This is a genomic window from Rhizobium acidisoli (assembly GCF_002531755.2).
In the GTDB taxonomy this organism is placed as follows: Bacteria; Pseudomonadota; Alphaproteobacteria; order Rhizobiales; family Rhizobiaceae; genus Rhizobium; species Rhizobium acidisoli.
The window spans coordinates 4,104,819-4,121,334 of the sequence record NZ_CP034998.1 but is presented as its reverse complement, the minus strand read 5'-3'; the positions used below and the strand labels follow the sequence as shown (position 1 = coordinate 4,121,334).

General features: G+C 61.5%; 18 protein-coding genes. 9 read left to right on the top strand and 9 right to left on the bottom strand.

Annotated elements, in window-relative coordinates; genetic code table 11:
- Positions 1–54: 54 nt before the first annotated feature.
- The 3 genes from CO657_RS20090 to CO657_RS20080 all read right to left on the bottom strand — a co-directional run bounded on the left by CO657_RS20090 (position 55) and on the right by CO657_RS20080 (position 2,421).
- Entirely contained in the window at positions 55–876 is an 822-nt protein-coding gene (locus CO657_RS20090; protein WP_054182283.1) for a lytic murein transglycosylase, read from the bottom strand.
- 168 nt (positions 877–1,044) lie between these two features.
- The gene (locus tag CO657_RS20085; RefSeq protein WP_003589565.1) at positions 1,045–2,079 is read right to left on the bottom strand and encodes an aspartate-semialdehyde dehydrogenase; all 1,035 of its coding nucleotides are present in this window, start codon (positions 2,077–2,079) and stop codon (positions 1,045–1,047) included.
- A 111-nt stretch (positions 2,080–2,190) separates the two neighbouring features.
- Complete coding sequence (locus CO657_RS20080) at positions 2,191–2,421, bottom strand: hypothetical protein (RefSeq protein WP_012559370.1); 231 nt, start codon at positions 2,419–2,421, stop codon at positions 2,191–2,193.
- 68 nt (positions 2,422–2,489) lie between these two features.
- On the opposite strand from CO657_RS20080, the gene CO657_RS20075 reads away from it, so the two are divergent.
- The 5 genes from CO657_RS20075 to CO657_RS20055 all read left to right on the top strand — a co-directional run bounded on the left by CO657_RS20075 (position 2,490) and on the right by CO657_RS20055 (position 8,838).
- Positions 2,490–4,244, top strand: coding sequence for an alkaline phosphatase (locus CO657_RS20075; protein WP_054182284.1), 1,755 nt, complete (start codon positions 2,490–2,492; stop codon positions 4,242–4,244).
- A gap of 95 nt (positions 4,245–4,339) precedes the next feature.
- Complete coding sequence (locus CO657_RS20070; RefSeq protein ID WP_054182285.1) at positions 4,340–4,807, top strand: hypothetical protein; 468 nt, start codon at positions 4,340–4,342, stop codon at positions 4,805–4,807.
- Positions 4,808–4,813: 6 nt separating this feature from the next.
- Positions 4,814–5,506 (top strand): ABC transporter ATP-binding protein, encoded by a 693-nt coding sequence (locus tag CO657_RS20065; RefSeq protein WP_054182286.1) that lies wholly within the window; start codon positions 4,814–4,816, stop codon positions 5,504–5,506.
- On the top strand, positions 5,503–6,765 hold the full coding sequence (locus tag CO657_RS20060; RefSeq protein ID WP_054182287.1) for an FtsX-like permease family protein: 1,263 nt from the start codon (positions 5,503–5,505) through the stop codon (positions 6,763–6,765). Before CO657_RS20065 ends, CO657_RS20060 begins: the two co-directional genes overlap by 4 nt.
- Positions 6,766–6,951: 186 nt before the next feature.
- Positions 6,952–8,838: an MFS transporter gene (locus tag CO657_RS20055; RefSeq protein ID WP_054182288.1), complete on the top strand. Its 1,887-nt coding sequence runs from the start codon at positions 6,952–6,954 to the stop codon at positions 8,836–8,838.
- A gap of 36 nt (positions 8,839–8,874) precedes the next feature.
- Here the strand turns inward: CO657_RS20055 and lpxE are convergent, their stop codons facing one another.
- The gene (gene lpxE, locus CO657_RS20050) at positions 8,875–9,627 is read right to left on the bottom strand and encodes a lipid A 1-phosphatase LpxE (protein WP_184696426.1); all 753 of its coding nucleotides are present in this window, start codon (positions 9,625–9,627) and stop codon (positions 8,875–8,877) included.
- A gap of 232 nt (positions 9,628–9,859) precedes the next feature.
- Entirely contained in the window at positions 9,860–10,972 is a 1,113-nt protein-coding gene (gene leuB / locus CO657_RS20045) for a 3-isopropylmalate dehydrogenase (protein ID WP_012559363.1), read from the bottom strand.
- A gap of 169 nt (positions 10,973–11,141) precedes the next feature.
- Here leuB and CO657_RS20040 point away from each other — a divergent pair, with 169 nt between their 5' ends.
- Positions 11,142–12,074, top strand: coding sequence for a pyridoxal-phosphate dependent enzyme (locus CO657_RS20040; protein ID WP_054182289.1), 933 nt, complete (start codon positions 11,142–11,144; stop codon positions 12,072–12,074).
- Between the two features lie 59 nt (positions 12,075–12,133).
- Here CO657_RS20040 and leuD read toward each other — a convergent pair whose 3' ends face one another.
- From leuD to CO657_RS20025, 3 genes are all read right to left on the bottom strand, one after another.
- A complete protein-coding gene (leuD, locus tag CO657_RS20035; protein ID WP_012559361.1) occupies positions 12,134–12,742 on the bottom strand; it encodes a 3-isopropylmalate dehydratase small subunit in 609 nt (202 codons plus the stop codon).
- Between the two features lie 135 nt (positions 12,743–12,877).
- Positions 12,878–13,297 (bottom strand): VOC family protein, encoded by a 420-nt coding sequence (locus CO657_RS20030; RefSeq protein ID WP_003589578.1) that lies wholly within the window; start codon positions 13,295–13,297, stop codon positions 12,878–12,880.
- Positions 13,298–13,407: 110 nt separating this feature from the next.
- Complete coding sequence (locus tag CO657_RS20025) at positions 13,408–13,641, bottom strand: hypothetical protein (RefSeq protein ID WP_054182290.1); 234 nt, start codon at positions 13,639–13,641, stop codon at positions 13,408–13,410.
- 113 nt (positions 13,642–13,754) lie between these two features.
- Between CO657_RS20025 and CO657_RS20020 the strand changes: the two genes are divergently transcribed.
- Positions 13,755–14,660: an HpcH/HpaI aldolase/citrate lyase family protein gene (locus tag CO657_RS20020; protein WP_054182291.1), complete on the top strand. Its 906-nt coding sequence runs from the start codon at positions 13,755–13,757 to the stop codon at positions 14,658–14,660.
- Entirely contained in the window at positions 14,660–14,866 is a 207-nt protein-coding gene (locus CO657_RS20015; protein WP_003589581.1) for a DUF1737 domain-containing protein, read from the top strand. The genes CO657_RS20020 and CO657_RS20015 overlap by 1 nt, the downstream gene beginning before the upstream one ends.
- Positions 14,867–14,951: 85 nt before the next feature.
- Here CO657_RS20015 and CO657_RS20010 read toward each other — a convergent pair whose 3' ends face one another.
- Complete coding sequence (locus CO657_RS20010) at positions 14,952–15,389, bottom strand: metallopeptidase family protein (protein WP_003589582.1); 438 nt, start codon at positions 15,387–15,389, stop codon at positions 14,952–14,954.
- Positions 15,390–15,549: 160 nt separating this feature from the next.
- Between CO657_RS20010 and CO657_RS37320 the strand changes: the two genes are divergently transcribed.
- On the top strand, positions 15,550–16,494 hold the full coding sequence (locus tag CO657_RS37320) for an ImuA family protein (protein ID WP_054182292.1): 945 nt from the start codon (positions 15,550–15,552) through the stop codon (positions 16,492–16,494).
- Positions 16,495–16,516: the final 22 nt, after the last annotated feature.

Here is a 16,516-nt window from a genome sequence, read left to right as displayed (position 1 = left end):
TGTTTTGTGCATGTCGTTGTCCCGGAACCGCTTCACACTTCCGGGCGACATGCACTATTTGCCGTCGATCTGCTGGCCGATATAGGCGATTGACTGCTGATAGACGCTGGCGGCGTTCCAGCCCTGGATGGCGACGAAATTCGGCTCTCCGGGCTGATAGCCGGCGCCGGCGCGCCAGCCATGGCCCTTGAGGAAATTCGCCGTCGAGGCCAGTGCATCGGCGCGCGAACCCACCATGTCGACGCGGCCGTCGCCATCGCCGTCGGCGCCGAAGCGCACGACATTGCGCGGCAGAAACTGTGTCTGGCCGATTTCACCATGGGCAGCACCCTTGGCCTGCGGGCTCAGATAACCCTCGGAGACGAGCTGGAGCGCGGCGTAGAGCTGGTCGGTGAAATAGTCCGAACGGCGGCAGTCATAGGCGAGCGTCGAAACGGCCGACAGCGTATGCTGGTTGCCCATGTAGCTGCCAAAACCGGTCTCCATGCCCCAGATGGCGATGAGCGGGCCGGCCGGAACGCCGAAACGGCGCTCGATCGAGGCAAAAAGTGCCTGGTTGGCTGCTTTCATGCTGCGGCCGCGGGAGATGACGGCGGCACCGCCGCGCTTCTGCATGAAGGCGTCGAAGGAGAGTTTGAAGCTCTTCTGGCCGCGGTCGGCGGCGATCGTTGGTTTGTTGTAGTTGACGTTGGCGAAGGCGCGGCTCAGAACCGCCTGGCTGACGCCATTGGCTGCCGCCGTCTGCTTGAAATCGGCAACCCAGGCTTCAAAGCCGGCACTGGTATTGCCGCATTGCGGTCCCTGCGCGAACGCCGGTACCGCATGGAGGACGCCCATTGCCGCAGCGGCCGCCAGAAACAACTTTGTCATGCGCATTGAGAAACCCCGCTCTCGATCTGCATAGTTTTTAGGCGGGCAAGAGAATGCCAGCCACTCACGATTTTGTCACGATCACCTTTTAGCGAGCGCTTATACAGTTGATTTGCCCCGGAAAAGCCCCGCTCACCGAGCAGGGCTTTAACATCTTATGGTTTACAAATCGTATCAGGCGGCCTGCTTGCGCGGCTTGACGAGGCCGCGATTGACGAGCAGCTCGGCGATCTGAATGGCGTTCAATGCCGCGCCCTTGCGCAGATTGTCGGAGACCACCCAGATGTTGAGGCCGTTTTCGACTGTCGCGTCCTCGCGGATGCGCGAGATGTAGGTCGCGTCCTCGCCGGCGGATTCATACGGCGTGATGTAGCCGCCGTCCTCACGCTTGTCGATGACGAGGCAGCCCGGTGCATCGCGCAGGATGTCACGGGCCTGGTCGGCGGTGATCTCGTTTTCGAACTCGATGTTGACCGATTCCGAATGGCCGATGAAGACAGGCACGCGCACTGCCGTGCAGGTCACCTTGATCTTCGGGTCGAGCATCTTCTTCGTCTCGGCCAGCACCTTCCACTCTTCCTTGGTGTAGCCGTCTTCCATGAAGACGTCGATGTGCGGGATGACGTTGAAGGCGATACGCTTGGTGAACTTCTTGTTCTCGATCGGATCGGCAACGAAGACGGCGCGCGTCTGATTGAAGAGCTCGTCCATGCCGTCCTTGCCGGCGCCGGAGACCGACTGGTAGGTCGAGATGACGACGCGCTTGATCTTGGCGAAGTCATGCAGCGGCTTCAGCGCCACCACCAGCTGGGCGGTCGAGCAATTCGGATTGGCGATGATGTTGCGCTTGGTGAACTGGCTGATGGCGTCCGGGTTCACTTCCGGTACGATCAGCGGCACGTCGGCGTCGTAACGCCAGGCCGAGGAATTGTCGATGACGATGCAGCCCTGCTGACCGATCTTCGGCGAAAACTTCTTGGAGATTTCGCCGCCGGCCGACATCAGGCAGATATCGGTGTCGGAGAAATCGTAATTCTCCAGATTGGAGACCTTCAGCGTCCGGTCACCATAGGAAACCTCGGTGCCCTGCGAACGCGCGGAGGCGAGCGCCACGACCTCATCGGCGGGGAAGCCGCGTTCGGAGAGAATGTTGAGCATCTCCCGGCCGACATTTCCGGTTGCTCCCGCAATTGCTACTTTGAAACCCATTTCTCAAGCTCTCTTTCTCTTCTCTCCTCTTGTCCGGTGAGGGGAAAGGCGCGACGGATCGCGTCTTCCTGTCCCCAGCCGAGCCGGGGAGAGAGCGGCAGGCCAGAGACGTCAGACGGTTTTCGTCGTCGTTTTGGCCTTGGTTTTGGCAGAAACCGGAACGGCAATATCCACCCCGGCAACCCGTGCCCGGTCATTGCGGTCAGCAATGGCGTGTTCGTCGCGAACCATGGAGATTCCTTTTCCGCTGTTGCTCTTAGAAGGTTTTCCACAGGAGTCAAGGTTTTTGCGCTCGAAGCAGGAGGCGAAAGCGGCGGCCGCGATGCTGCGACGTTTTGTCATGCCGCTGTCATCCTCGGCAGGTATCCCGGCCGGGTTCTCAATGTCTGCAACGAAAACGGGGGTTTTCCATGCGTACGTTTCTTGCCGCTTTTGCGGCCACCACCATGCTTGCGGGCGCCGCTCAGGCGACGACGGTCTATCCGCTCGATCGCGCGACGATCCTTGCCGGTTCGCCGTTCGACTTCAAGGTCGAGCTCAACAAGCAGGTCAAGCCCGAAGACGTGAAGATCACGGTCAACGGCCAGGATTACAAGACCGTCCTCGGCGGCGAGGCGCAGTTCGTCGAGCTGGAAAAGGGCAAAGAGGACAAGGCCCTCGGCTCCGCGCTCCTGCTGCGCGGCCTGAAGATCTCCGCTCCGGGCGCCTATAAGGTCGAGGTCGCCGCCGGCGACGAAACGAAGTCCGTCACCTGGAACGTTTACGAAACCGCTGGCCAGCCGAAAGCCAAGAACATCATCTTCCTGCTCGGTGACGGTCTTTCCGTTGCGCACCGCACCGCTGCCCGCATCATGTCGAAGGGCATGACCGAAGGTAAGGCGAATGGCCGCCTGAACATGGACGATCTCGAGCGTATGGCCTTTATCGGCACCTCGGCGACGAATGCGGTCGATACCGACTCGGCCAACACCATGTCGGCCTTCATGACGGGCCACAAGACGGCCGTCAACGCGATCGGCGTTTACGCCGACCGTACGCCGGCCTCGCTCGATGACCCGCGTGTCGAAACCTTCGGGGAAGCCGTCCGCCGCACGACCAAGAAGTCGATCGGCATCGTCGCGACGGCTGAAGTCGAGGACGCCACGCCGGCTGCCGTCGTTTCCCACACCCGTAACCGCAACGACAAGGCCGATGTCGTCGGCATGCTGCTCGACGTCAAGCCGGAAGTCCTGCTCGGCGGCGGCTCGGCCTATTTCCTCGGCAAAGAGGTCCCCGGTTCCAAGCGCAAGGACAACCAGGACTACATTAAGCTGTTCCAGGATGCCGGCTATAAGCTTGCGACCGACAAGAACGAGCTCGCCGCCAATGCATCGGCCGAAGGCAATCTCCTCGGTCTCTTCCATACCGGCAATATGGACGTCACGCTTGATCGCGAGTTCCTTAAGAAGGGCACCGTCGACAAGTTCCCGAACCAGCCGGGTCTCGTCGCCATGACCAAGGTTGCGCTCGACCGCCTCTCCAAGAATCCGGACGGGTTCTTCCTGATGGTCGAAGGTTCCTCGATCGACAAGATGTCCCATCCGCTCGATTGGGATCGCGCCGTCATCGAAACCATCGAATTCGACCAGGCCATCGGCGTTGCCCGCGAATTCCAGAAGAGCCATCCGGACACGCTGATCGTCGTCACCGGCGACCACACCCACGGTGTATCGATCATCGGCACCGTCGATGACGACAAGCCCGGCACGGAAATGCGCGAAAAGGTCGGCACTTATGCGGAAGCCGGCTTCCCGAACTACAAGGACGAAAACGGTGACGGTTACCCTGACAAGATCGACGTCAGCCGCCGTCTGTTCCTGAGCGCCAACAACGGCCCTGACCACTACGAGACCTTCCGTCCGAAGCTCGACGGTCCGTTCGTTCCGGCTGTCCAGAACGAAAAGAAGGAATATGTCGCCAACGAACAGTACAAGGATGTTCCCGGCGCGGTCTTCGTTCAGGGCAATATTCCGAAGACCGGCGACAGCGGCGTCCATGCGGTCGACGACGTCGTCCTGCAGTCGGCTGGTCCGGGTTCGGAAGAGTTTCATGGCTACATGGAACAGAGCGACGTCTATCGCGTGCTCGCCGACACCTTCGCTCTCGGCGCCAAGCAGACGAACTGATCTGAGGCTGATCCGGCAGGCCGCTTGCCGGCCTTGCCTGTTTCATCGATCATGGTCCCGGCCGTTCAGCGGCCGGGATTTAATTGGAGATCGCCATGGAAAAGCTCCCTTCGCTGCATCTCAGCCGCCGCGGCCTGATCGGCGCCATCGGCACGCTGGCTTTCGTCGCTGCTGCTCGCCCGAGTTTTGCTGCAGGTTCCGTGATGAGCTTCGATGAGCTTTATGGCAAGTTCGGCGTGCTTGGCCTCGAATTCTCCGACAAGGTGAAGCGGCTCGCGGGCCAAGAAATCAGCATGAAGGGCTTCATGGCGCCGCCTTTGAAAGCCGAGGCGCAGTTCTTCGTACTCACCGAGGTGCCGATGTCGCTCTGCCCCTTCTGCTCCTCGGATGCCGACTGGCCTGATAATATCGTCGTCGTCTATCTCTCGGAGAAACAGACCTTCGTGCAGCCGCGCCAGACGATCGAAGTGCGCGGCACGCTGGAATACGGTTCCTGGACGGACCCGGACACCGGCTTCGTCAGCCTGCTGCGGATCCGCCAGGCCGAATATTCCGCCGTCTGAACCGATATGCTCGCTCTCGATATCGAAAACCTTGACGTTACCTTCCCGGGCCTGTCCTCGCCGGCGCTGGCAATCACTAGCCTGTCGATCGATGCCGGAAGCAGGGTCGCCATTACAGGCGCGTCCGGCTCCGGCAAAAGCACCTTCGTCAATATTGTTGCCGGGCTGGAACGGACGCGCCAGGGCCGCATCCGGTGGAACGGCGAGGATATTGCCGGTTTTTCCGAAAGCCGGCGTGACCGGTTCCGTGCTGCCAATATCGGCCTGGTGATGCAGGAATTTCATCTCTTCCCCGGCCTGTCGGCGCTGGAGAACGTGCTTTTGCCGGCGCGGCTTGCGGGTGCCGCCACGGCTGATGTCATCGAGCGGGCGCATGCGCTATTGAGCACGGTCGGTCTTTCGCGCCCCGGCCAGAAGATCGAAACCATGTCGCGCGGCGAGATGCAGCGCGTGGCGATCGGCCGGGCACTGCTGCGCAAGCCCGGTGTCATCATCGCCGACGAACCGACGGCGAGCCTCGATGCCGAAAGCGGCGAGGCTGTCGGCGATCTCATCCTCGATCTCGCCATTGCCGAAGGCAGCACGCTGATCGTCGTTTCGCACGATCAGCGTCTGGCCGGCCGCCTCGACCGGCGCATCACCTTCGGGTCCGGCCGGATCAGCGACGATTCCGCGGCAACGGCGGGAGAGGCTGCATGATCCGCTTTATCCTTTCCGATCTTCGTCGCCTCTGGGCGGGGTCTCTGGTGGTCGTGCTGCTGGTGGCGCTTGCGACCGCGCTCGGCGTTTGCGTCGTGCTGCAGGAGCGGGCGCTTCGTCTCGGCAGTGCGCGCGCCGCCGACAAGTTCGATCTCGTCATCGGCGCCGGCGGCAGCGAGACGCAGCTCGTGCTGTCTTCCGTCTTCCTGCAGCCCTCGCCTTTGCCGCTGATGCCGGGCGACGTGCTGGCCAGGCTTGCCGCCGATCCCCGCGTCGGCTGGGCCGCGCCGATCGGCTTCGGCGATTCCTTCTCCGGCTATCCGATCGTCGGCACGACGGTGACGTTGGCGGAGAATCTGTCCGGCGGCTTTGCCGAGGGCAAGGTTTTCGCCCGTGAGGGAGAAGCGGTGATCGGCTCCGCCGTCAAGCTGCCGCTCGGCGGCGAAGTGAAGCCGATGCATGGGTCGGCGGAAGAAGGCGGCGAGACGCATACCGAACTCGTCTATCACGTCGCCGGCCGCCTCCGGCCGACCGGCACGGCCTGGGATCGGGCCATTCTCGTTCCGATCCAGGCCGTCTGGCATATCCATGGTCTGGGGGCGAAGGCGCATGAAGCCGAGGTCGGACACGATCATGAGCATGAAGGCGCCGGCCACGATGCGCATGAGCATCACGGCGAAATCGACCCGGATGCCGTAATCGACGAGAAATGGGCTGCGGATGCTCCCGGCCTTCCCGCCATCCTTGTCAAACCGAAGACGATCGCCGAGGCCTACAAGCTGCGGCAGGAGTATCGCAGCGGCAATACCGTCGCCGTTTTCCCCGGCGAAGTGCTGACCAATCTCTACGGCACGCTCGGCGACGCCAAACAGATTCTTGTTGCGGTCGCCGCCGGCGCGCAAGCGCTCGTCGCTGCCTCGCTGGTGCTGGTGACGGTCATCCATATCGGCCAACGCCGCCGCCAGATCGGCGCGCTGCGGGCCTTCGGCGCCCCGCGCGGCGCGATTTTCGGCATCGTCTGGCTGGAATTCTTCTTCCTGGTGGCCGTCGGCATCGGGCTCGGATTCACCTTCGGTTATGCTGCGGCGCTGATCTTGTCCGGCATGTTCTCTCAGACGAGCGGGATCGCCATGCCGGTCGGTTTCGCCCGTGAAGACGCCGGGCTTGCGGCGCTGCTGCTTGCCTTCGCCACAATTCTGGCCGCACTGCCGGCGGTGCTCGCCTACCGGCAATCGCCGGCGCAGGCGCTGAGAGCGTAACCAGGCCGGCTGACGACTCGGCTGCCTGCCACGGCGCGTTGCCATTAGACTAAAGTCATAATCCCAAAGCATCTCTCTTTTTGACCTGCCGTTTCTGGCACACTCTCGTCAGGCGTGTCGCGGCCAGGGGTCTGCTTTGAGGAGAGTAGGTCGCGCGCGTGCTCATCACTCTGTGGAGGACAGACAATGGCAAATGTCGCAAGCATCGACGGCGCGAAGGCCGGTCCGATGACCAGCGAAGAGAAGAAGGTGATCTTCGCCTCTTCGCTCGGAACCGTTTTCGAATGGTATGATTTCTATCTCTATGGTTCGCTCGCCACCTATATCGGCGCGACCTATTTCACCCAATATCCCGAGGCGACACGCAACATCTTCACGCTGCTCGCCTTTGCCGCCGGCTTCCTGGTGCGCCCGTTCGGCGCGCTGGTATTCGGCCGTCTCGGCGACCTGGTTGGCCGGAAGTACACCTTCCTGGTGACGATCATGATCATGGGTCTGTCGACCTTCCTCGTCGGCATCCTGCCGGGTGCCGCCACCATCGGCATCGCAGCCCCGATCATCCTGATCGCACTGCGCCTGCTCCAAGGTCTGGCGCTGGGCGGTGAATATGGCGGTGCGGCAACCTATGTCGCCGAACATGCGCCGAACGGGCGCCGCGGCTACTTCACCTCATGGATCCAGACGACGGCGACGCTCGGTCTGTTCCTGTCGCTGATCGTCATCGTCCTGGTTCAATATCTGATGGGCGCGGCTCAGTTCGCCGCCTGGGGCTGGCGCATTCCGTTCCTGGTCTCGGTCGTCCTGCTCGGCATTTCCGTCTGGATCCGCCTGAAGATGAACGAATCACCGGCGTTCCAGCGCATGAAGGCGGAAGGTAAGGGCTCCAAGGCGCCGCTGACCGAAGCCTTCGGCACATGGAGAAACGCCAAGATTGCGATCATCGCGCTTCTCGGCGCCACCATGGGCCAGGCGGTCGTCTGGTACGGCGGCCAGTTCTATGCCCTGTTCTTCCTGCAGAACGTGCTGAAGGTGGACCTGCAGTCGGCCAATATCATGGTCGCCATCGCACTCTTCCTCGCTACGCCGTTCTTCGTCATCTTCGGCGGTCTCTCCGACAAGATCGGTCGCAAGCCGATCATCATGGCAGGCCTTCTTATTGCGGCGGTGACCTATAATCCGCTGTTCAAGGCGATGACCTGGACGGCAAACCCGGCGCTTGCCGAAGCACAGGCCTCGATCCGGGCAACGGTTACGGCCGATCCGGCGGATTGCAAATTCCAGTTCAATCCGACCGGCACGTCGAAGTTCACCAGCTCCTGCGACGTGGCGACGGCGTTCCTGACAAAGAACTCGGTGCCTTATGACGTTGTGCCCGGTCCGGCCGGTCAGCCGGCAACGGTAAAGGTCGGCAACGAGACGATCCCGAGCTTCGACGTCGTTGCCGCCGGCGACAAGGCCAAGGGCATGACCGCCGCCTTCGAAAAGGGCGTCAACATCGCGCTCCACGATGCCGGCTATCCCCTGAAGCGCGCCGCCGCCAAGGTGCCGGATGCCAAGCTCGATGCTTTCATCGCAGCCAATCCGGAACTGTCGCTCAATGCCGATACCGTGCGTGCCGGCGAGAAGGAAACCATGCCGGCGGCCAAGCTGGTCGAGACCAAGCTGCTGACGGCGGATGAGGCCAACGGCGTCACCGACATGGCGGTCTACAACGTCGCCAATGGCGGCACCTTCGCCATGACCGCCGATCCCGCCCGCGTCAACTGGATCGGCACGATCGCAATCCTGTTCGTGCTCGTCCTCTATGTGACGATGGTCTACGGCCCGATCGCCGCTCTGCTGGTCGAGCTCTTCCCGACCCGCATCCGCTATACTGGCATGTCGCTGCCCTATCACATCGGCAACGGCTGGTTCGGTGGCCTGCTGCCGGCAACGGCCTTCGCGATGAGCGCTGCCGCGGGCGATATCTATTACGGTCTCTGGTACCCGATCGTCTTTGCGTCGATCACCCTGGTGATCGGCCTGATCTTCCTGCCGGAAACGAAGAACAGAGATATCCACGCCATGGACTGAGCGGCGCTTCAGCGCTTGAGATAATGGGCCCGGCGCTTACAAGGCGCCGGGCTTTTTGATGTCGGGAAAGAAGTGCTTCGCAATCGGCCAGCCATCCGGCGCCAGTTTGAAGAGCAAGCCGCAGCGGGCAAAGACGATCGCCGTCAGCAGCGAAAACCAGCCGCCGAAGGCAAGGCCGGCAATGACGTCGCTCGGATAGTGGGCGCCGACCATGACACGCGTCATGCCGAGCCAGATGGCACCGGCGATGAAGAGCACGCGGTAGCGCGGAAACAGCAGGGCAAAAGCGGCGAAGAAGGCCCCGACCGTGGTGGAATGGCCAGACGGAAAACTTTCCAAAGCGGCATGGCCTGAAAAAGGCGTAAAGGAAAACATGCCCAAATCGTGAAAATGGTCGGGACGCGCCCTGCCGATTGCCCGTTTCAGCAGATTGGCGAGAAGCCCGGAGAAGACGACCGTGGCAAAGAGATAGGCGCCGATCCAGCTGACATAGAGCGCCTGCGCCTTGGAGCGCGCCGTCTTCACAAGCTTGTAGCCGGCCCGGCCCTGAAAGAACAGCAGGATGCTGGTAAAGATCAGCCAGGCGGAATCGCCGAAACCGGTCATCATCTCGCCGAGATGCTTCACCGGCGCGGGAACTTCGCTGGCGCCGATCGGCGCATCGAAGAGCAGCATGGAGAGGATCACGGCATTGAGCGTGATGAACAGGCAGGCCTGCCAACGCAAAGGCGGCATGCCGACGCCGCTCCGGCGCCAGCGCCTGTCCAGGGAAGCCCAAAATGCCCGCATTGCCATCGTCCGTTCGAATTCGCCCTGAGCGCCGCGCGCCCGAAAGACGCGTCAGGGGCGCGCTTATCACCGGGATAGGCGCTCGCTGAAATCCGGCGCAAAAATACACGAGATTGTGGCCGAGAATAGTCCGTTTCGGAGAATTCGACCGAGCGGGCTGCGGCGCGCGCTCCCTGATAAAAAGCCCTCCGCATATGTCATGCGGAGGGCTGCATGTTTCACGTGAAATATATCAGGCAGAAAGCGTCTTGAACTCGGCAAGGATCGCATCGCCCATCTCGACGGTGCCGACCTGCCTTGCGCCATCGGCCATGATGTCGCCAGTGCGGATGCCCTTGTCGAGCACGTTGGCGATTGCCTTTTCCAGATCGTCGGCTTCCTTCACGAGATTGAAGGAGTAACGCAGGCACATGGCGAAGGAGGCGATCATGGCGATCGGATTGGCGATGCCCTTGCCGGCGATGTCGGGGGCCGAGCCGTGCACCGGCTCGTAGAGCGCCTTGCGCTTGCCGGTCTTGCCGTCAGGCGCGCCGAGCGAGGCCGACGGCAACATGCCGAGCGAGCCGGTCAGCATGGCGGCGACGTCGGAGAGCATGTCGCCGAAGAGATTGTCGGTGACGATGACGTCGAACTGCTTGGGCTGGCGCACCAGCTGCATGCCGCCGGCATCGGCCAGCATATGTTCGAGCTGGACGTCGGAATATTTCGCCTTGTGCGTCTCGGTCACCACCTGGTTCCAGAGCACACCCGACTTCATGACGTTGCGCTTTTCCATGGAGCAGACGCGGTTCTGCCGGGTGCGGGCCATTTCGAAGGCGACGCCGGCGATGCGCTCGATCTCGTAGGTGTCGTAGACCTGGGTGTCGATGCCGCGCTTCTGGCCATTGCCGAGATCGATGATCTCCTTCGGCTCGCCGAAATAGACGCCGCCGGTCAGCTCGCGGATGATCAGGATATCAAGACCTTCGACCAGTTCCGGCTTCAGCGACGAGGCCGAGGCCAGGGCCGGATAGCAGATGGCGGGGCGCAGGTTGGCAAACAGCTGCAGGTCCTTGCGCAGCCGCAAGAGGCCGGCTTCCGGGCGGACTTCGTAGGGAACGCTATCCCATTTCGGACCGCCGACGGCGCCGAAGAGAACGGCATCGGCGGCAAGCGCCTTTACCATGTCGGCTTCGGAGATCGCCGCGCCATGCGCATCATAGGCGGAGCCACCGACAAGGCCTTCGTCGGTGACGAAACCGGCGCCCATCGCCTCGTTCATATAGGCGATGATCTTGCGGACCTCGCCCATGGCCTCGGGACCGATGCCGTCACCCGGCAGCAGGAAAAGATTGCGCACAGTCATGAAACCCTCCTGGGAAAAACAAGTTGCGGTTTCTTAGACCCCGGAAATGGGCATTTCAAGCGAGAGAAGAGCTGAATCGGTACGCTTCGCTCTCGGTCGTGATGATTGCTCCTGCGCCTGCAAACAGGCTAGAACAGCGTCCTACCTTTTATGTCCCCGGATGTTTGCCATGCCTTTCGCACCCCTCCACCTCGACACGCCCCTGGTTCAAACAGCGCCTGGCTACAGCGCCACCGGCAAGCCGCTCTGGCTGAAGCTCGATGCGCTGCAGCCTTCCGGCAGCTTCAAGCTGCGCGGCGTCGGCCGGCTTTGCAAGCACGAGGTGGAGAGGGGCGCGCGCGAAATCTTCTGTGCTTCCGGCGGCAATGCCGGTATTGCCGCGGCCTATGCCGGTCGGGCGCTCGGCGTACCGATCACCATCGTCGTGCCGGAGACGACGGCGGCCGATGTCCGGCAGACGATCGCCGCAACCGGGGCGAATGTCCTCGTTCATGGGTCTGTTTTCGACGAAGCCAATGCCCATGCCGTCGAACTCGCAGAGAGCCGCAAGGCGAGTTACGTGCATCCCTTCGACCATCCGCTTCTGTGGGATGGCCATGCGACACTGATCGACGAGGTGGTAGCGAAGGGTGCAAAATTCGATTGCGTCGTCACCAGTGTCGGCGGCGGCGGGCTGCTTGCCGGCATTGTCGAGGGGTTGAAGCGCAATGGGCTTGCCGATGTGCCGGTGATCGCCGTTGAAACCGAGGGGGCGGCTTCGCTCCATGAAAGCCTCAAGGCAAACGAGCGCATCACCCTGCCCGCCATCACCTCGATTGCCACTTCGCTCGGCGCGCGGCAGGTGGCACAGCATGTCTTCGATCTGCCGAAACAGCATCCGATCGAAAGCGTTCTCGTCAGCGACGCCGATGCGGTTGCCGCCTGCCTGAAATTTGCCGATGCGCAGCGCATTCTGGTCGAGCCGGCCTGCGGTGCAGCACTTGCCGTTGCCGATGTGCATGCGGGGCTGCTTGCCCGCTTCGACAATCCGCTGATCGAAGTCTGCGGCGGCATCGGCGTATCGCTCGAAAAGCTGAGACTCTGGAAAGAGAAGTTTCTCTGACCTGATATCAAAGAAAAAGCCGCGCGAAGGCCCGGCTTGATCGAGAATTTGGAGAGCGCTTAAGCCGCCCAGGGGTGTGAAGCGGCGTTCTTCTTTTCGAAGCTGTCGATCGCCTTGCCCTTTTCCAGCGTCAGGCCGATGTCGTCGAGGCCGTTCAGCAGGCAGTGGCGCTTGAACTCGTCGAGATCGAACTTGATCGAGCCGCCATCGGGACCGGTGATCTCGAGATTCTCAAGATCGACAGTCAGGATGGCGTTAGAGCCGCGCGAGGCGTCGTCCATCAGCTTGTCGAGATTTTCCTGGCTGACCTTGATCGGCAGGATGCCGTTCTTGAAACAGTTGTTGTAGAAAATGTCGGCGAAGCTGGTGGAGATCACGCAGCGGATGCCGAAGTCGAGCAGCGCCCACGGAGCATGTTCGCGCGAGGAGCCGCAGCCGAAATTGTCGCCGGCAACCAGGATCTTGGCATCGCGATAGGCCGGCTTGTTCAGCACGAAATCGGCGTTTTCGGAGCCGTCTTCGTGATAACGGGCCTCGGCGAAAAGGCCGGTGCCGAGGCCGGTGCGCTTGATGGTCTTCAGATAATCCTTCGGAATGATCATGTCGGTGTCGACGTTGACGACCGGCAGCGGCGCGGCAACGCCCGTGAGCTTCACGAATTTATCCATGACCCATGCTCCATTTCAGCAAATCTACTTTCCTGAATTTGCATCTAGTCCAGTTTTCCGCCGAAATGAAGGAGAATCTTTGAAAAATGGCGGCCACGCGACGTTTCGCGCGGCCTGCCCTCTGCGTATGTGCCGTTACTTGGTCGGTGCGTTCAGGCCCCAGAGGACACCAAACGGGTCGCGAAGCTGGCCGTAGCGGTCGCCCCAGAACATCAGTTCGACCGGCATGACAACTTCGGCGCCGGCAGCGACGGCGCGATCCCACCAGAAATCGATATCGTCGATAACCAGCTGGATGGCGAAGCCTTCATGGCCTTTGAAGGGATGGCCGTATTCGGGATAGGCATCCGACAGCATGAGGGAGCTGCCGTTGATGTAGAGATGCACATGCATCGTCCGGCCGCTCTCGTCGACCGGCACGATATAGGCCTCTTCGGCGCCGAAAGCTTTCTTGTAGAATTCCGCGGCTTTCACAGCGCCGCCGACCGTCAGATAGGGCAGCAGGCCATTCTTGACCGGCGGCATCTTGACCGGATTGTTTTCCGTCGCATCCATGCTCGTCCTCCATTCGTTTTGAAGCGCCGGCAGAATGCCCGGCTGCTTCTAAGACGTATGATGGAAGCATGATGCGACAGTGTCAGTCAGGTTTTTTAAGCGTGAGCCGTTCAGAGATCGATGATCGTGCCTCGGCCGTCATTCCAGATGCGCATTTCGCGTTGGCCATTGTTTGCCTTGGCGCGCACCGGAGCGGGCTTCATCTTCATCGTTAGCGCACGTCCGACCATCAGCACGGTCAGGATGCCGCCGACGGCAAGCGTCACCGAGAAGGTGAAAAGCAGCATGGCCACGAAAACGGTGGCGCCGGCAAGCATGAAGAAGATGGAGCGAATGTTCTGCATGGGTTTTAGACCTTTCTTCGGAAAGGAATGTGGTCCTTCTTTTTCCTCTCTGCAAGGCAAGCATGGCTTTTTGTTGTCTTGCCGGGCTTTGCGAAGCTTGGCACTAATGATCGATGAGCCAAATCATCCCTCGCCGTTCGTTAAATCTGCGCCGCTCGGTGCTGAGCGTGCCCGCCATCAATCTCCGGGCGCTCGAAAAAAGCCATTCGCTTGATTGCGATGCGGTTATTTTCGATCTGGAGGATTCCGTTTCGCCCGAGAAGAAGGAGCAAGCGCGGGAAAATCTGCGCGCCTTTTTTGCCGGCCCGCCGCTTGAGGGCAAGGAAAGGATCATCCGCATCAATTCTTTGTCATCCGAATTCGGGCCGGCGGACCTGGATCTGGTCAAGGCGCTTTTGCCCGACGCCGTTCTCCTTCCCAAGATCGACGGACCTCGAGATATCACCGATATGGGCGATCTGCTCGCCGATGCGGATGCGCCGGAGGAATTGCGCATCTGGGCGATGATCGAGACGCCGCGCGGCGTGCTGAATGCCGGAGCGATCGCCGAATCCGGCCGCACGCCGGGCTCGCGGCTCGATTGTCTCGTCGTCGGGCTCAACGATCTGCGCAAGGAAACCGGCGTCCTGCCGCAGCCGGGACGAACCTATCTCGTGCCGTGGCTGATGCAGGTCGTCCTGGCGGTCAGCGCCTACGGGCTCGATGCGATCGACAGCGTCTTCAACGATTTCAGGGACGAGCAGGGTTTCGATGCCGAATGCCTGCAGGGCCGGGCCATGGGCTTTGCCGGCAAGATGCTGATCCATCCGGCGCAGATCGAGGCCGCCAATCGGCATTTCGGCCCGGATCCGGCAGCGATTGCGGAAGCGGAGGCGATCATCGCTGCCTTTGCCGATCCGGCTTCCGACGGGCTGAATGTCATCAATTCAGGCGGGCGGATGATCGAGCGGCTGCATCTTGTCCAAGCCGAAGCTCTGGTTCATAAAGCTCGCCTGATTTCTGCAAGAAAGCCCGCCTGATGAAACTCTACCGCTTCCTGACCGGTCCCGACGATGCTTCCTTCTGCCACAAGGTCACCGCCGCCCTCAACAAGGGCTGGTCGCTGGAGGGCTCGCCGACCTATGCCTTCAATGCCGCAACCGGCGCGATGCAGTGCGGCCAGGCCGTCGTCAAGACGGTCGAAGGCAAGGATTACCATCCGGAGATAAAGCTCTCCGAGCAATAACGCGTGCTGCCGGAAGCACGGCTTCAGCTCTTTGTTCTATGCATGTCGTTATCCCGGAACCGTGCACACTTCCGGGCGACATGCATTAGCGCTCGGCGGCTTCCTCGGCGCTTGCCTCGATCCGCTCCATATCGTCGTCGCTCAGCCCGAAATGGTGGCCGATCTCGTGGATCAGGACGTGGGTGATGATATCGCCGAGCGTCTCGTCGTTCTCGGCCCAGTAATCGAGAATGGGGCGCCGGTAGAGACGGATGCGGTTCGGCATCTCGCCGGTTTCCAGCGTGAAACGTTCGGAAATACCCCTGCCCTCGAAAAGACCGAGAAGATCGAAAGGGGTTTCCAGCGCCATGTCCTCGAAAACGTCGTCATCGGGGAAATCTTCGATCTCGATTGTGAGGTTGGTCGTCAGCTGGCGAAATTCATCCGGCAGATGGCTATAGGCCTCCATGGCCAGCGACTCGAAGGTGCTGATCGTCGGCGCATGGCGGTCCCGCCAATCATCGCTCTGGTCTATGCGGGCCATGAATATTCCTTCCTTTGCGGGCCATATAGAACCTTTCTCGCCGATTTTCGAGTGCGGAATCAAAGGCAGGAATAAATTCATAGAAAATGGCCGTTGACTCTTCATTAGCTCTCCGGAATCTATAAGAACATAACAGGAACAAGACGGATTGGAGAACGCCATGGCGCAGCACGCCCTGGCGCGCGAGCGGCTTTTTGCGCTCCGCGAAACCATCGCCAGACTGGAGGGAAAGCCCGCGCCGGCGCTTGCGGCAGCGGAGCGGGAAGCCTTGGTAGAGGGTGGAAAGACACCCTCGAGACGTAGTCTGCCGCCGCTGGCGTTTGGGGTGGAATGTCTTGATGAGGCGCTGGAAGGCGGCCTGCCGCTCGATGCGATCACCGAATTCCGCTCCGATCTGTCGCGTAATGCCGGTGCGGCAAGCGGGCTGGCGATGGCTGTCGCCGCCCGGTTGCAGAAGCAGGAAGCAGATACCGGCAGGCTTTTGCCGTTGCTCTGGATCGGCGATGCCGTCGGCACGCTGGAGGCCGGTCGTCCCTATGCTCCCGGGCTGCGAGATTTCGGGCTGAGCCCGGAGCGGTTTCTGCATGCGGCGCCGCGCAAGCTGGACGAGGCGCTCTGGCTGGTGGAGACCGCAGTGGAAAGCGCTGCCTTCTCGGCCGTCATCTTCGAAGTGCGCGGCAATCCCGCCCATTTCGGCCTGACCGAAAGCCGCAGGCTCAGTCTTCGGGCGCGGGCTGCCCGCCGTCCGCTCTTTCTTGTCCGCCAGGCCGGGGCGGAGGAGGCAAGCAGCGCGGCTTTCCGCCTGCATGTCGAGCCGGCTCCATCCGCTCTGCGGCCGTTGCCGGGGGAATCGAAGCTTTCCGGCAGTATCGGCAATCCGATTTTCCGTCTCACGCTGGAGAAGGGCCGCAATCCGGCCCCGCTCTGCTTTTTTCTGGAGTGGAACCCCCATGAACGCGAATTTCTCCCTGTCGCCGAGCCAAACCTCGTTCGTCCTCCAGGCGAGCCGTCAGCGTATTCTGGCGCTCAGCTTTCCGCATCTGCCAACGGACCGCATCGCCCGCAGGCGATGGGGGCTCTCCTGGCGTTCGACAGAGCGTCCTGAGGCGCCGCCTATCGTTTGTTCC

Bases quoted from the DNA above. Each gene is read 5' to 3' on its own strand.
- CO657_RS20090 (WP_054182283.1), bottom strand. From the start codon at position 876: ATGCGCATGACAAAGTTGTTTCTGGCGGCCGCTGCGGCAATGGGCGTC.
- CO657_RS20085 (WP_003589565.1), bottom strand. From the start codon at position 2,079: ATGGGTTTCAAAGTAGCAATTGCGGGAGCAACCGGAAATGTCGGCCGG.
- CO657_RS20080 (WP_012559370.1), bottom strand. From the start codon at position 2,421: ATGACAAAACGTCGCAGCATCGCGGCCGCCGCTTTCGCCTCCTGCTTC.
- CO657_RS20075 (WP_054182284.1), top strand. From the start codon at position 2,490: ATGCGTACGTTTCTTGCCGCTTTTGCGGCCACCACCATGCTTGCGGGC.
- CO657_RS20070 (WP_054182285.1), top strand. From the start codon at position 4,340: ATGGAAAAGCTCCCTTCGCTGCATCTCAGCCGCCGCGGCCTGATCGGC.
- CO657_RS20065 (WP_054182286.1), top strand. From the start codon at position 4,814: ATGCTCGCTCTCGATATCGAAAACCTTGACGTTACCTTCCCGGGCCTG.
- CO657_RS20060 (WP_054182287.1), top strand. From the start codon at position 5,503: ATGATCCGCTTTATCCTTTCCGATCTTCGTCGCCTCTGGGCGGGGTCT.
- CO657_RS20055 (WP_054182288.1), top strand. From the start codon at position 6,952: ATGGCAAATGTCGCAAGCATCGACGGCGCGAAGGCCGGTCCGATGACC.
- lpxE (WP_184696426.1), bottom strand. From the start codon at position 9,627: ATGCGGGCATTTTGGGCTTCCCTGGACAGGCGCTGGCGCCGGAGCGGC.
- leuB (WP_012559363.1), bottom strand. From the start codon at position 10,972: ATGACTGTGCGCAATCTTTTCCTGCTGCCGGGTGACGGCATCGGTCCC.
- CO657_RS20040 (WP_054182289.1), top strand. From the start codon at position 11,142: ATGCCTTTCGCACCCCTCCACCTCGACACGCCCCTGGTTCAAACAGCG.
- leuD (WP_012559361.1), bottom strand. From the start codon at position 12,742: ATGGATAAATTCGTGAAGCTCACGGGCGTTGCCGCGCCGCTGCCGGTC.
- CO657_RS20030 (WP_003589578.1), bottom strand. From the start codon at position 13,297: ATGGATGCGACGGAAAACAATCCGGTCAAGATGCCGCCGGTCAAGAAT.
- CO657_RS20025 (WP_054182290.1), bottom strand. From the start codon at position 13,641: ATGCAGAACATTCGCTCCATCTTCTTCATGCTTGCCGGCGCCACCGTT.
- CO657_RS20020 (WP_054182291.1), top strand. From the start codon at position 13,755: ATGAGCCAAATCATCCCTCGCCGTTCGTTAAATCTGCGCCGCTCGGTG.
- CO657_RS20015 (WP_003589581.1), top strand. From the start codon at position 14,660: ATGAAACTCTACCGCTTCCTGACCGGTCCCGACGATGCTTCCTTCTGC.
- CO657_RS20010 (WP_003589582.1), bottom strand. From the start codon at position 15,389: ATGGCCCGCATAGACCAGAGCGATGATTGGCGGGACCGCCATGCGCCG.
- CO657_RS37320 (WP_054182292.1), top strand. From the start codon at position 15,550: ATGGCGCAGCACGCCCTGGCGCGCGAGCGGCTTTTTGCGCTCCGCGAA.